Below are 14,507 nucleotides of genomic sequence, written 5' to 3' on the forward strand. Positions count from 1 at the left end.
CCTGGATCGACTCAGGCCGTTTGCTTACTGATCCAGCGCCGATACTGGCGGGTACGACAGGCTTCCCCGAGTTGTTGCTGGAGCAACGCACGCAGCGGTGACACGCTCGGGTCGGGCCGCTTATCGAGGCTGAGTTTGCGCAGTTGGAACTTGACCACCGCCATGTTAGCCAGGGACGCGATGGTTTTGTTTTTCCATGTAATCGGCGGTAATTGCGGGGCATTGTCTTTGCCTTGCAGCCAGTCACGGGGCAGATGCGGATCGATGGCCAACGCGGTGCCCATGCCCACCATGTCCACTCCGCTTTGCACCACGCTTTCAGCGACAGGGCGCCGACGCACGCCACCGGTGACCATCACGGGCATCTTGGCAACCGTTTGGATATCACGGGCAAATTCGAGGAAATAGGCCTCACGCGCCAGGGTCCGGCCATCACGCGCCTGGCCTTGCATGGCGGGGGCTTCGTAACTGCCGCCGGACAATTCCACCATGTCCACGCCCAGGTCGTTGAGCAGTGTCACCACACGTTTGGCGTCATCGGCGGTAAAGCCGCCGCGCTGGAAGTCAGCCGAGTTCAGTTTGACGGCGACCGCGAAGTCCTTCGACACCACGGCCCTGACTGCCTTGACGACTTCCACAAGCAGACGCGCGCGATTTTCCAGGGAACCGCCCCACTCGTCCGTGCGCTGGTTAGTCAGCGGCGACAAAAACTGGCTCAGCAGATAACCATGGGCGGCATGGATTTCCACGCCCGTGAAACCGGCCTGCTCGCCCAGGCGAGCGGAGCGCGCGAAGCGTTGAATCACGTCCTGGATCACGCTGGGCGTCATGGCGTAAGGCGTGGCGAAACGCTTGGACAGGTTGCCCAGGCTCAACGCAACGGCCGAGGGCGCCCAGGTCTTTTGCCCAAGGTTGGCCTGCATCTGCCGGCCGGGATGGTTGATCTGCAACCAGACCTGAGCGCCGCCGGAACGGCTCACCTGTGCCCAGCGCTTGAACTTGGCCAATTGCAGGTCATCCTGCAGCACCACACCACCTGGGCCGGTCATGGCGCGACCGTCGACCATCACATTGCCGGTAATGATCAGCCCCGCACCGCCATCAGCCCATGCCTGGTAGAGACGCATCAGGTCTGCGGAAGGCGCCTGGTGGGCGTCCGCCATGTTTTCTTCCATGGCCGCTTTGGCAATGCGGTTCTTGAGGGTCGAACCGTTGGGCAGTATCAGGGGGTGGAACAAGTTCATGGGGATGGTCCTCAGTTGGGGTGGAACCACCATAAGATTGAAGTCAACTTTAAGGTCAACCGTTTTTTGAGGTGTTATTTCTCCGTGCGAGCTGAAACCGCCGCCCCACCCTCTTCGCGCAGACGATGCAGGAGCAACTGGGTGTTCTCGGCACAGGCCACGCCCTCTGGCTTGCCCTCGACGCCCGCGATCACCAGCAACAGTTGTGCTTTGTTCTGGGCCAACCGCTGCTGCAGCACTTCGATTTCTTCAACCTTGCGCTTGAGCCCGGTCAACAACTCGTCATGCTGCCAACCGCCGGCATTCGACGGCAGCAATTTGCGGATTTCCTCCAGTGAAAATCCGGCGCCCTGTGCGCCGGTGATGAGTTGCAATACCCACTCGGTATCAGGGGCATAATCCCGGTAACCGTTGGCTTTGCGCCCGACCGACGTGATCAGGCCGCTCGCTTCATAAAAGCGGATGCGTGAAGGCGCCAAGCCGGTGAGTTTCGCCAGTTCACCTATTCTCATGTCCCACTCCCACAGCACGGTTGACCTTGAAGTTGGCTTTAAAGCTAGTGTGGGCTGGCGACCGAGGCAACCCTGTGTAGTCCATGAAGCCCACGCGCGGCTGTTTGTCTCTGATGAGGGGGAATATATGACGTTCTGACAGGTCGCTACCGGTCTTTCACGATGCCCATTTAAAACGTGCGGATGCCCGATCAATGCCAGAGCTCAAGATTGTTCCAGCAGACAAACCACCTATTGATAGTGCACCCGAAAATGTTTTGGTCATTTCAACATCACGAATATCCGGAAATATTAGCTTACGCCTCCTAACATCTGGTGGTGTTCCAGCAAGAAATCCACGAACAATCGCACCCGCACCGGCATTGTTGCGCCACCGACGAACACCGCATGAATCGGTTCCCGATCCCCGGGGTTGCAGGCTTCCAATAGCGGAATCAGCAAGCCGCGCTGCAGATCCGCGCTCACGCTGAACTCACCGATACGTGCAATGCCGGCACCTTCTCGCGCGAGTTGTGCCAGCGCTTCGCCACTGCTGCATTCGATGTTGCCGCTAACCTTTAGGGAAAACTTTTTTCCATCCCGGATGAACGGCCAGTTGGGTTCGGCGCGCCGGAAGTTGAAGCGCAGGCAGTTGTGCTGTAACAGGTCTTCCGGTTCCTGGGGGGTGCCGTGCCGCTGCAGATACTCGGGCGATGCCAGTACTACCTGGCCGGTGTCGCCGATCCTGCGTGCGGTCAGCGGGCTGTCGGGCAGATGGCCAAAGCGGACCGCAACGTCGGCCTGCCCGCCGAGAATGTCGACCACTTCATCGCTGAGGGTGAGGTCGATGACAATGTTCGGGTAACGGGCGCTGAATGCTGCGACCAACGGAACGATGGCCAGCCGTCCATGGCCAAGGGCGGCACTGACCCGCAATCGCCCCCTGGGTACACCTTGGTCAGCGATGGCTTCTTCGACCTCGTCCATGTCGGCCAGGATACGCCGAGCGCCTCGGAGGAACGCTTCTCCCTCGGCAGTGAAGGTGATCGCCCGAGTGGTGCGCAACAGCAGGCGGGTGCCAAGACGTTGCTCCGTACGCGCGATGATCCGGCTGACCGCCGAGGGTGTCAGCCCCAGTGCACGCGCGGCGGCCGACAGGCTGCCTTCCTGCGCCACGGTGGTGAACACGCTCATTTCACCTGACCTTCCGTTGAAATCCACTTGTGCCCCTTACGCAAAGGTGATTGCCAAAAACGCTATCTACTGCCTGATACGACTGGATCGTAGCATTAGCGGCACAGATAAGGAGCCTCTCATGCGTATCAATCCACCACTTGTCGCGCTCGCCATCGGTGCCTTCGGTATCGGCGTTACAGAATTCGCCCCCATGGGCATGTTGCCGGGTATAGCTGCGGATCTGGGCGTTTCCATTCCCGCAGCCGGTCTGCTGGTCAGTGCTTACGCGCTGGGCGTATTGCTCGGCGCACCTCTGATGACCCTGACCACTGGCAGGATTCCACGGCGCTATCTGCTGATCGGGCTCATGGCAATTTTCACCCTGGGAAATCTGATGTCAGCCCTGGCCACCGATTACTACAGCCTCATGGTCGCCAGGGTGGTGACCTCACTGAACCATGGTGCATTTTTTGGCGTTGGCTCCATCGTCGCCGCTAGCGTGGTTGCCCCGGAGAAACGTGCCGGAGCGGTTGCGGCGATGTTCATGGGCCTGACCCTGGCGACCATTGGCGGTGTACCGCTGGCCGCCTGGTTTGGTGAACTGTTAGGTTGGCGCACAGCTTTCTGGGGAATTACCGGCCTCGGCGTGGTGACCATGGCCGCGTTGTGGTTCGCCTTGCCTAACCTGAAGACGCCGCAAAGCGCCGGTGTAATGGCTGAAATTCGGGTACTGGGGCGTGGTCCAGTGCTGAGTGCGTTGGCCCTGACCGTAGTCGGATCTAGCGCAATGTTTACAGTGTTCACTTACATCGCGCCGATCCTCAGCAGCGAGACCCATAGTTCCACCGCCTACATCACCGCGATGCTGGTACTTTTTGGTGTGGGGTTGACGCTGGGCAATGTGTGGGGCGGCAAGGCCGCCGACCGCTCGATAGATCGCACCTTGATCGTCTCGCTAAGTGTTCTGATTCTCGTCTTGCTGGCGTTCGCCCTGCTGATGCGTTGGCCGGTGCCGGCTGCTCTGACCATCCTGGTATGGGGTATAGCCAGTTTCGCACTGGTGCCGCCGCTGCAGATGCGCGTCATGGAAGCAGCGAAGGACGCGCCCAATCTTGCCTCTGCGGTGAACATTGGCGCCTTCAATTTTGGCAACGCGATTGGCGCAGCGCTGGGCGGAGCGGTGATCAAAGCTGGCCTGGGTTATCCGGCGATTTCTCTGGCCGGAGCGGCGATGGCTGCTCTCGGGTTGCTGATGGTGTTGGCCTCTGCCTGGCGTTCCAGAACGATTGAAGCAGCAGTGGTATGACGAATATGAGGGGGCGTTACCATTGATGCGTCGAGGCAATTGATAGAATTGCTGCCCTTGGCGAAGGGCGGCAGTCGGCCAAAAGCGGACGACCAACTCGGTTCTGGTTTCGCCCAGCTTGCCTCCTACGCAAGTGCAAGCTGGCTCACTTCTCTGCCTCTTGGATACGCCTGGTATGTCAAGTCGGCTAAAGGCCACGCCCCCGATGCGCATTGATTCGGCTCACGTTTAGGTTTGAACTATCCGCAATGTCCGGATAGCCACCTATCGCTGGAATTCTGAATACGCTAAGCTAAAAGGCATCCAATGCTCTACACAGCCCTGCCTTCTCAACAGGCTCGTTTTCAGGTTTTCCAGCTGGGTTTAAGCGCTGCAACGCGACCAGGCACTGGCCACCGTCCAGCAGGATCAGTTCGTAATCTTGCCCGGCCTTGGGGGTGAAGTGAAAGCTTTGCCTGCAGCTATAGGAATTGCCGCCAGAAACATAACCCTCACTCTGGAAGTTCATGGCAAAAGGCTTGTTCGCCGGCACCTTCAGTTCGCTACGCGCGGAGCCTTGCGCCTCCACCCGGCGGTTGCTCTCGGGCATGCCCAGGCTGCGACCATTATTCTGCCCCGCAAAGCCGGACTCGGACACGGCCATCACCCCGGCGCCAGGCACACGCCAGTCGATGCAGTCACGGCCCGGCACGCCGCGCGCCATGCCATTGGTGATCACACGCAAGCGTGCGGTATCCCCGGATGTGGGTTCAACATAGGCCGTATTGTAAGCACGGATATTGGAAATATTGCCGCAGCCACTCACGGCCAGGGCCAGGCCTGCGATCAGAAACGCTCTCATGGAAATCCTTTTTTTGAGGCTTAACGGCAGTGATAAGGGCTTTCGCTGCGCAGTTCCTCGCCGGTGCGGGCATCGCGAATGATTACCGTCGCCCCCGGCGCATTGAGGCAGAACGCATTGCGTATGGGGTAGATGTTATGGCCCTCGGCGGTGAAGGTGCCAAGCTTGGTTAACGGGGCGCCGGAGGCGTCCTGAGCCGTCACGGTGTATTCACCCGACATGGTCAGACAGCCGCTCAGTAACAGCGCCAAGGTGGCGCAGATTGCATATTTCACAGGTGATGTCCCTATCGTGTTGAGTGACGAGCCCTCAAAAAGAAGGCGGTTTTTTTGTGGTTTCATTGCGCCGACTCGCAGGCCTTCAACGGCTCCTTGGGGTGCAATGCACAGATATCGAAACCGTCACGCCGGGTGTAGCCCGCGCGCTTCATGCACACAAATCGCTGGGCCATCTCCTGGAAGCTGGCCTTGGGATCAATGCCGGAACCATTCTTTTCACCACACGCCAACATGGACGCAACCACATCCTGGTGGCTGGCGCCGGGCTTCTCCCACAAGTCGGCATCGGCCGTGGGGGGCTGGAAGGGCTTGCTAAAGCAAGCGCTGACAAAAGGTGCAATCAAAACAATTAACGCCAGACGTTTAAGCTGCATCCTGAATTTCCTTATTTGCGCGGGCTCACCGGCACCAGCACGGGCCGACCCTCGGGCCAGTATCGTGTGCAGGCATTTGGGCCATAGGCGTAACAGCTGTGCATTGTCGTCTCGCCCTTCAATACGTTGATAAGCTCTTTGAACAGGCTACTGCCCTGGGGTATCACCCCGCCGGTGCCTGGGTTATTGCCCATGATGAACCACGTACCTACCGGGTCGTAGTTATGGACCTCGTACTTGAGGACCAGGTTCGCCCGTTCGACGGGGTCGGTGACGGCTGCGCGATTTTGCAAATAGGCCAGCTGTTCATCGGCGCGATAGACATTGAATGCACCGCCAAAGTCATACACCGTGGTTTTTCTAAGCATGCCTTGGGCATCCGGTAGATTGGCAATGGAATCTCGCGAGTTGCCGCCGGTCATGGTGCCGCGACTGTGCTCGGTCAGGTGCAAACCGGTGGCACCGTACTTTATCTGTAGCTCCCGGGTGGCGGCGGTGTAATTGGTCAAGCCCCAGAAGTCGTTGTCCATTGCCTTCTGATAGCCGGCCACCAGCAGTTCCGACATGGCATTACCCGCCGTCGGAAACCATAGGAAATATTGGGGCCCGGTAGCATCGGGGTCTCGGTGTTGAGCGGCGTATTTCGCCGCGGCTTTTGCGTCGTTGAAAATACCATTGAGGGCCACGTTAACGACGTTGTTAGCGTCGGCTTGCAGGTTATCCCGCTCGGCGCCCACCACCTCTCGGAATAAGGGTTTATCGTCCGGGCCGTCTTTGACATTGCCTTGCTCATCCATGTCCAGCACAAACATCTGGTCGGGTTTTCTAAACATGGTCTGGTACGCATCATCGGTAAACTGCACCCCTTGGCGATAGGCCTCATTCTTGATCGACTGCTCCGCCTCGGCGGTACGCTGCAGTTTGTCCAGGTCCTGACGCCCGGCGCCGACATGGGAATGGGCGGTGTCACGGTTAAGGCTGGCCACGGTCTGGCTGGCATCACGGCCGGTCAATTGCTGCTGGCGGTAAGCATCGGTAATGAGAATATTGCCGGCACTCACCGCGCTCCGCGTGTTGCCCTCGGACGAGTCCGAAGCCTTGCCTGCATCCAGGTAGTTGCTGAACAAGGCCTTGCTGGCGCCGTACATGCCCTGGCCGACAAAGTCGCTGCTGAGGGTGAGCCCGCTGCTGTCGGCGCTGGCTTTGGCGCTGTTGTGCAGGTCAGCGGTGGTCAATGAGCCGGTACTCAAGCTGTTCTTGCCATCGGCAATCGCCTTGTCGTTGCTGGCGATCACGCCGCCCACCAAGTGGGTGTTGCCCTTGACGCGGATATCAAAACCACCGTCACCGGCCCGAATGCCGCTCTGCTCAGTGACGCTTTCAAAGTTGGATTTCTGAATGCCTTTGTTCTGACTCAACGTGAAGCTCGATGAGCCGATGCAGAATGGCGGCACGCAAATACTCACGCCCACGCCCAGGCTAGTCTGTTTGGCCTTGTAGGTACTGGTGTCCTGCAGGCTTTCGACGCTGAAATCACCGCCCACATCGGCCGTGACTTGCTTGCCGCTCACCACTGCGCCCTTGAGTCGGGTATCGCCACCGGAATCGAGCGAGACCTTATTACCGGCGTCCACATGGGTATTGCTCCAGACCACATCATCGCCATCGGCCTTGCCACGGCTCTGGGACGCCCCGGCGTTAAAGCTGATGCCGGTGGTCTCGCTGCCGATGGCAATACCGATCCCGAGGCTGGCGTTGCTGCCCTTTTCGGTCGTGCGCTGTTGCACCGTGTTTTGCGCGGCCAGCAAGGCAATAGCGCCGTCGGCCTTGAGGTTAACGTCATGGCCGGCGGTGATCTGGCTGCCCTGTACGGTCAGATTGCTGTTCTTGCCGGCGCCGGCCGCGGTAATGTTGACATCACCACCGGCCAACACCGACGAGCTGGCGGCCGAATTGGAGGTCTGCTCGGTTTTACTTTCCTTCTTGCTGGTGCCGGCCGAAATGCTGATATTGATGCCGCCGGCCATGGACGGGTCCTTGTCATACTGGATATAGCCGTTGCCCGCCCCCATCAGGGTATTGACCAGCGCCAGGGTTTTGAGGCGGCCATCATCGGTGCGGTCGGACGCGGTTTTCATGCGCTGGGCGGTCTGCACGGCTTCGATCACCGGGTTGGTCACGGTAATCGTGAGGCCGCCTTGCTTGAACTTGGTCTCCTGGGTGATGTGCTGCTGGTCACGAGCCTCAAGGATATCGACCAAGCGCGCGGCAATGTTCACATCGCCCTTGGGCGCCGTCACTTGGCTGCCGACCTGACGGTAGGCATTGCCGGCCAGGATACTCACGTTGCCATCGGTGGCGCCGATGGTGCTGGCCGCCGCCGTTTCACTGTCGGTACGGTTTTGGTCGCTGCGCTGCTGGCTGCCGATGGTCACCGCGATGGCGCCACCGCTGAACAGCCCGCTCTGCTTGACCTGCTTGAAGTGCTGTTCGCTGAGCTGGTCGGTGGCGGCCACCACATTCACATCGTGCCCGGCCACCAGGGTGGTGCCACTGGTGGAGACCACGTTACTGCCGCGCACATTCAAGTCATTGTCGGCCTTGACCCACGCGGTCTCGCCACTGAGGGTGGTGGCCTGGGCGCGGGTTTCACTCACGGTGTCGCGGGTTGTGGTGGTCTTGCTAGAGAACAGGCTGTTACTGCCGGTGACCTTATGGGCCTCGTCGACAAAGTTGTAGCTCTGGCTGGTGCTTAAATTGACGTCGCGGCCTGTCGAAACGGTGACCCCGCCCTGCTCGCTGACGACCTTGGCGCCTCGGGCATTGAGGTCATTGTCCGCGATCAGGCGTACCTCGCCCTCACCCTGGATAACGCTGCCGACATCGGTGCGGCTCGCGTCCTTGCGCCAGTTACTGGCGTTCCATTGCACGCTTTGTTCACGGCTCTGGGTCACCGTGCCCAGGTTGATATCGTGGCCAGCAACCACCGTGGTCTTGCCGTCCTTGCCGGAACTGACGATCTGCGCCGCACTCAGGTTGATATCGCGCGCCGCGTTCACCACCAGTTCGCCCTTGGCATCGGAGACAAACAACCCGGCAACCCGCGAAACACCCGTGGCGGTGCCCTGGGCACTTTCGGTGTTGCGCGTGGTGGACACCAGGTTGATATCGCGACCGGCAACCGTACTCAAGCGCGTGGTGGCATCGATCAACCCGCCGAGGTTGTTCAAGTCAGTGCGGGCTTTTACCTCCACCTCGCCACCGGACAGGCGCCCGCCCAAGTTCTGCAGGTTGTCGGCGGAAATCGCCAGCACACTGCGCCCGGCGATCGTGCCGCGGTTAACCAGGTCGCCTTGTAGCTTGAGGTCGACGACGTTGCCCGCCATCAGTGCACCGGAGCCGTCCAGGTCGCCGTCGCGCACCCGCACATACACCTGCGGCACCAACGCCTGGGTCACGCTGCCGTCGGCAAGGGTCACGTCCTTCTTGACCAGCCAGACGACATCGCTGGTCAACTGGGCCATTTGCTCAGGGCTGAGCGCCACACCCGGCACCAGGTTCCACTTGCCGGCGTAGGTCAGCGCACTGTCGAGCAACGCGCGGTACTGGGTTTCATCATTGGCGTAGCCGTCGAGGAAGCGTCTGCCGGTGAGTTGGGCAATCTGTTCGCGGATCAGTTTTTGCTCATAGAAACCATCACCCAGCCGCGTAAGGGTCAGGCCCGGATCCAGTTGCAGCCGGTCCAGCATGTAGCTGGAAGACAGCCAGGAACGATAACTGGTGAACCGTGGGTCGCTCTCCACCAGATAGTTGGGGTTGGCCTGGGGGTTGAGGTGGAACAGGCTGTTGTCCGGCACCTGCACATTAAGCCCGCCGGTACGGATTGACTCACCCACGCCTCCCGCCGCCGTCGCTTGCAACGCCGCCACTTCCAGCACCGGGCCAGGCGCTCGGCCATCGCCCACATTGACCTTGGCCGCACTGGCACCGCCGGCAGCCTGATCGACGCTGCTGGTCAGGCGCGTGCCAAGTTGCAAACCGCTGCCGGTATGGGTGGTGTTTTGCAGGTACTGGGTTGGCCGCAGGAAAATATCCGTGACGCTGGCGGCCGGGTTGTAGGCGGCTGTCGAACGGCCCTGACGGTCACGGCCCTTGCGATGGATACGATACAAATGGCTGAACGTGCCACTGTCCGTCACCGTCTGCTGCCCGGTGACTTCGGTGTTGTTGAGCTGTCCGATAGTGCCCACCAACGTGCCGCCGGCGATGATTTGGCTCTTGTCGTTCAACACCGAATTGGCAGTCAACAGCATTGAGCCGCCGGAAAGGATTTCACCCGGATCCGAGGTGAGGATCTGGGTTTGAGTGGTGGTGCGGGTGTAGTCGTAGCGGTTGTAGTTATCGGACACGCCCTCGGGGCTGACCAAGTGGCTGACTTCGTCGTTGTAGAGTGAGATCTGATCCGGGCGATAGCGATTGGCAGAGCCGGTGTGCTGGAACTCCTGAACGCCTTCGCGGCTGACCTCCACCACTTGCGTGCTGAAGTGCTCGTTGGTATTGCGCAACTCGGCACTGTTGAGGCTCAGCCCACCAAGTGCTTCGATGCTTGCGCTGGCGTTACGCACCAGCCCGGCCTGGCCGGTGGCCTGGCCCTGGGCATCCAGCGCGCCGCCGATCAACAGGTCACCGGCGCTGAAAAGCATGGCGTGCTCCCGGTTGACCAGCGTCCCGACGCCAATGTCCAGGCGTTCGCGCGCGGCGATCACGGCCGCGCGGGCATCTTCCACATCATTGGTCAATTGCACCGCCGCAATGGATACGTGATCACCATAAATACGGCCGCTGCCAAGGTTGTTGAGCACCTGGGTATTGATCCGGTTGATCTGGGCATCGATCACGCCACGGTTGTTCAGGGTATCCCCCACATCGAGGGTCACTTGCGCGGCACTGATCTCGCCATTGGCGCGGTTTTCAACCCCATCGCTCGATACCCGCAACTGCTTGCCGGCCTGAACGCCACCCTGGTTGTCGAGCGTGCCTTGCAGGCTCAGCTCAAGATTACCGTTGGCTTGCACTTTGCCGGTATTGACCAACCCCGAAGCCAGGTTGAGGCTGATATCGCCCAGGCTCAACACGCGGCCATCGCCACTGAGGCTGGCGCTGTTCAGGCCGAGCCGCTCTCCGGCGATCACTGTGCCGGCACTGTTGAGCAGCGCCTGGTCGGCGCGGATCGACACTTGCTTGCTCGACGAGATCAGGCCCGCGCTGTTATCCAACTGCCCAGTAGTGTTGACGCTCAGCAACTGGTCGGCACGCAGGGCGCCCGAGCGATTAAGCAACTGCGCCAGGTTCAGGGCCAGCGACTGCCCCTCCACGCCCTGGTTGCTCCCTTGGGTCTGCTGGTTATCCAACTGCCCTGCATCGACCGTCAAGGTGCCCCCGGCACGCAGCAGACCGCCGACGTTATCGAGGTGACCGCTGCCGATGTCCAGCCGCGCGTTACCCAGGCTCTGCAACTGTCCACCGCGATTGCTCAGGCCGCCCGCCGTCAACAGCAGGCTCTTTTCACTGCTGAGTACACCGGCGTCGAGGTTATCGACCTGCGCGGCATGGATCGCCACGTCGCCTTTGCTGCCGATAAAGCCGGCGCTGTTATTCAGGTTGCCGGTGCGCAGCGTGATATCGGCCTGCCCGAGGATGCCATTGGCACTGCCCGAATCGGTGTTGGTCAACGTTTGCCCATGGGTGTCGAGTGTGATCGCACCGTTACCCTGGATAAGCCCGGCCTGGTTCTTCAGCTCACCACTGCGCAGGTCCACGGTGCCGCTGCCGATGATGGCGCCGCGCTGGTTTGACAGGCCTTGCCCGGCACTGTCGAGCAACAGGGCCGCGCCACTGATCAACCCATCGTCGTTATTCAGGCCCAGGCTGCTAATCGTCACGCCTTGCTGGGCCTGCACCACACCGCCGATGTTATCAAACGCGCCCTGGCTCACCGTCAGCACCAGCGGCCCGCCGACCGAACCCACGGTGCCCTGCCGGTTACTCAGTGCGTTGGCGCTGACACTGAGTGAACCAATGGCCGCCAGCGTGCCGTGGTCATTGTTCACCTGCGCGCCGGACAGCGTGAGGCTGTCGCCTGCTGTGATTTTGCCTTGCGCGTTGAGCAACTGCCCGGTACTCAACTGTGCGCCCTTGGCGGCGGCCAGGGTGCCTGCACTGTTGTCCAACAGAGTATGCGCGGCGACCTTGAGGTTACCGGCCACCGCCGCCTGAACCGTGCCGCCTTGATTGAGCAAGCGATCAGCCGTCAGGCTGATATCACTGTCACTGGCCACTGTGGCGCCGGTGTTGTCCAGCAGGCCCTGGGTGTTGATGCGCAACGTGCCCGCGCCGGTCTGCAGGATGTTGCCCTGGCGGTTGGACAGTTGGTTGGCGTCGATTTGAATCTGCCGGGCCACAGTGGTGGCGCCGTCCAGTACCGCGTCGGCGACGGTGACTTGCAGTAGACCATTGCTCTGCAGGCTGCCTTGGGCCCCCGTGAGCGACTGGCCCTGAAGGGTCAAGGTGCCCGCTCCGGCGTGTTCGATCCGGCCCTTGGCATTGGACAGGGCCGCACCCGACAGGCTCACGTCGGTCGCGTTACTGGCAATGCGCCCGCCGGCATTATCGAGGCTGCCGGTTACGTCGATCACGGTGGTGCCCTTGCCCACCTGTACGATTTCACCTTGATGGTTGGACAGGCTGCCGGCCGCCAGTTGAATGCCTTCAGCATTGACCTTGGCGTTGTCGGTGGTCAGCGCCTGCTGTACCGACGTGTTCAACGTTGCCGTGGCATCCAATGCCGCACCGCTCAAGTCAGCGCCACCCGCGCGGGCAGTGAGCGTGACATTGCGCCCGGCCGTCTCACTCGCCTTGAGGTCGAGGCTCGCCGCGTCCAGGCGCAGATCGCCAGCGGCAATGGCCGAACCTTGATGCTTGAGGGTCTGGCTGGCACTGACGTGCAGCGCACCATTGCCGCTGACCTTGCCGTCGGCCGCCACGCCGGCCCCCAGCACAGATTTGCTGGCGTTGTTAATGGTACGTGCCGTCAGCGCCAAGTCCTGCTGCGCCGCGACTACACCCTGGTTGTTGATATCGCCACCACTGGTCAACGTCGCAGCGCCCTTGCTGTACAGCGAGCCGCTGTTGTCGATGCCCAACTGGCTGTGCACCTGCAGGTTCTGGCTGCTGCTGATTTGCCCGCTGTTGCCCAGGCGGCCGTCGGCGCTGATGACCACGTCGCCGGCACTTGAACCGATTTGCCCGGCATTACGCACGCCCAGCCCGGCTTCGGTGCCCACCAGCTTGATTTTACCGGCGTACATGCCGCCCAATTGCGCCACATCGATCGCGACCTGGGGCTTGTCGCCGGTACCGTTGATGGCCGTCGCCTGGGTATTGTCGGCATTGACCTGGTTGGCGCCACTGGTCACCCGCAGGTCCTTGGCCCAGATACCGGCATTGACCTCGACCGAGCGTGCGATGACATCGGTAAAGTCGGTCTGCGATGCGTCCAGGCCCTTGCCGGAGATAACCACCTTGCCGCTTTCAACGCGGTAGCCTTGCAATTGGCCGTCCTGCATCTGCGCACTGCCGCTGGTCAAGGTGGCACGGTTGGCGTTGATAAAACCACAGCCATCACAGGCGATGCCCGACGGGTTGGCGATCACCACCTGGGCTCGGTCACCGGCGACTTCGATGTAACCACGCAATTGGCTGGGGTTGCTGCTGTTGACCTCATTAAGGATCACCCGCGCCGTACCGCCGGCCAAATGCGCATTGCCCTCGATCCAGCCACCCAGCTGAGTTTGGGTATTGGTGCGCGCATTGTTGAGGATCGCGCCTTGGGCATTAACGTCGAACTGGCTGTAGGTGTTACGTGACACCCCTGCCGCACTCGGGGCCTGAATGTTGACTTGGGGCACACCATTGGCAGCATTGATGATCACCGGCTGCTGGCCGACGGGGGCGCCACGGTCGGCGACGATGTCGCCCCAGGCCAGGGGTGAAGCCAGCGTGATCAAGCCCAGTGCCGCCATCAATGCAAACCGCAGGGGGCGCAAGGTCAATTCAGCGCTCAAGACCACTGGGGCAACGGCTGCGCCACGACCTGAGGCTTTTTTGCTCCCCAACACGTTTTCGGCCACTACCATCAGCAGGCCACGGGCTTTATTGAAAACGATCCTGTAGAGGTTTTTGTTCATGACGATCCCTGTGTCTTGAAAAGCGTAAAAACGTGACGAGCACTACGGATGGCGAGCAATCGCTGGAATAGGCGGCGACGTGCGCGCCAGGCCGGCACCTTGAAAGCGCTTGATTCGCAACCCGCGCTCATCGCCCCGGTGGTAAAGCGCGCTGAAGCGGCTGTCGGCAAATAAATGGCGCTGTACCAAGCGTGCGAGGCGTGCGCTGTGGCCAAACGGCGCGACCCAGTCCAGGAACCACAAGCGTTCGCCGCTGTTCCAGTCGGGTGCGGGCAGGCTGATGGCCGGGTTTTGCAGGTAGCGCTGCTCGGCCTCGACGCTGAACCAACACCAGGCGGCGTAAAACACCGGGCGCCCCGATTCGTAGCCGATGATGAACTGGCGGTTGGCAATAGCTGGCAACAGCAGCGCGTTCAGGGCGTGCAGCGGCACATCGCGATGGCTCGCCGAGTGCATCCACAGCCATACGGCGGCACCCAGTGCCTGGGCCTCGTTCCATGGCTTTTCGCTGAACGCCGGCGCGATCAGCTCAAGATTATCGAGTTGCATGG

General features: G+C 60.9%; 9 protein-coding genes. 1 reads left to right on the top strand and 8 read right to left on the bottom strand.

Features of this window, described 5'->3' with window-relative positions; all coding sequences use genetic code 11:
• Positions 1-11: 11 nt before the first annotated feature.
• The 3 genes from M5B97_RS01115 to M5B97_RS01125 form a co-directional block, all read right to left on the bottom strand.
• On the bottom strand, positions 12-1,244 hold the full coding sequence (locus M5B97_RS01115) for an NADH:flavin oxidoreductase/NADH oxidase family protein (protein ID WP_248730457.1): 1,233 nt from the start codon (positions 1,242-1,244) through the stop codon (positions 12-14).
• 74 nt (positions 1,245-1,318) lie between these two features.
• The gene (locus M5B97_RS01120; RefSeq protein WP_248730458.1) at positions 1,319-1,756 is read right to left on the bottom strand and encodes a MerR family transcriptional regulator; all 438 of its coding nucleotides are present in this window, start codon (positions 1,754-1,756) and stop codon (positions 1,319-1,321) included.
• A gap of 291 nt (positions 1,757-2,047) precedes the next feature.
• Positions 2,048-2,956, bottom strand: coding sequence for a LysR substrate-binding domain-containing protein (locus M5B97_RS01125; RefSeq protein ID WP_248730459.1), 909 nt, complete (start codon positions 2,954-2,956; stop codon positions 2,048-2,050).
• A 94-nt stretch (positions 2,957-3,050) separates the two neighbouring features.
• Between M5B97_RS01125 and M5B97_RS01130 the strand changes: the two genes are divergently transcribed.
• Entirely contained in the window at positions 3,051-4,217 is a 1,167-nt protein-coding gene (locus tag M5B97_RS01130) for an MFS transporter (RefSeq protein ID WP_248730460.1), read from the top strand.
• Positions 4,218-4,509: 292 nt separating this feature from the next.
• Here M5B97_RS01130 and M5B97_RS01135 read toward each other — a convergent pair whose 3' ends face one another.
• From M5B97_RS01135 to M5B97_RS01155, 5 genes are all read right to left on the bottom strand, one after another.
• Entirely contained in the window at positions 4,510-5,058 is a 549-nt protein-coding gene (locus M5B97_RS01135) for a hypothetical protein (protein WP_123718012.1), read from the bottom strand.
• 20 nt (positions 5,059-5,078) lie between these two features.
• Positions 5,079-5,333 (bottom strand): hypothetical protein, encoded by a 255-nt coding sequence (locus tag M5B97_RS01140; protein WP_123718011.1) that lies wholly within the window; start codon positions 5,331-5,333, stop codon positions 5,079-5,081.
• Positions 5,334-5,395: 62 nt separating this feature from the next.
• On the bottom strand, positions 5,396-5,710 hold the full coding sequence (locus tag M5B97_RS01145; RefSeq protein ID WP_123718010.1) for a hypothetical protein: 315 nt from the start codon (positions 5,708-5,710) through the stop codon (positions 5,396-5,398).
• An 11-nt stretch (positions 5,711-5,721) separates the two neighbouring features.
• Positions 5,722-13,956: a hemagglutinin repeat-containing protein gene (locus M5B97_RS01150; RefSeq protein WP_248730461.1), complete on the bottom strand. Its 8,235-nt coding sequence runs from the start codon at positions 13,954-13,956 to the stop codon at positions 5,722-5,724.
• A gap of 42 nt (positions 13,957-13,998) precedes the next feature.
• Entirely contained in the window at positions 13,999-14,505 is a 507-nt protein-coding gene (locus M5B97_RS01155) for a toxin-activating lysine-acyltransferase (RefSeq protein WP_134657404.1), read from the bottom strand.
• Positions 14,506-14,507: the final 2 nt, after the last annotated feature.

The organism is Pseudomonas sp. MWU13-2517 (assembly GCF_023242545.1).
In the GTDB taxonomy this organism is placed as follows: Bacteria; Pseudomonadota; Gammaproteobacteria; order Pseudomonadales; family Pseudomonadaceae; genus Aquipseudomonas.

Coding starts and splice junctions, on each gene's coding strand:
- M5B97_RS01115 (WP_248730457.1), bottom strand. CDS start 1,244: ATGAACTTGTTCCACCCCCTGATACTGCCCAACGGTTCGACCCTCAAG.
- M5B97_RS01145 (WP_123718010.1), bottom strand. CDS start 5,710: ATGCAGCTTAAACGTCTGGCGTTAATTGTTTTGATTGCACCTTTTGTC.
- M5B97_RS01155 (WP_134657404.1), bottom strand. CDS start 14,505: ATGCAACTCGATAATCTTGAGCTGATCGCGCCGGCGTTCAGCGAAAAG.
- M5B97_RS01150 (WP_248730461.1), bottom strand. CDS start 13,956: ATGAACAAAAACCTCTACAGGATCGTTTTCAATAAAGCCCGTGGCCTG.
- M5B97_RS01120 (WP_248730458.1), bottom strand. CDS start 1,756: ATGAGAATAGGTGAACTGGCGAAACTCACCGGCTTGGCGCCTTCACGC.
- M5B97_RS01135 (WP_123718012.1), bottom strand. CDS start 5,058: ATGAGAGCGTTTCTGATCGCAGGCCTGGCCCTGGCCGTGAGTGGCTGC.
- M5B97_RS01130 (WP_248730460.1), top strand. CDS start 3,051: ATGCGTATCAATCCACCACTTGTCGCGCTCGCCATCGGTGCCTTCGGT.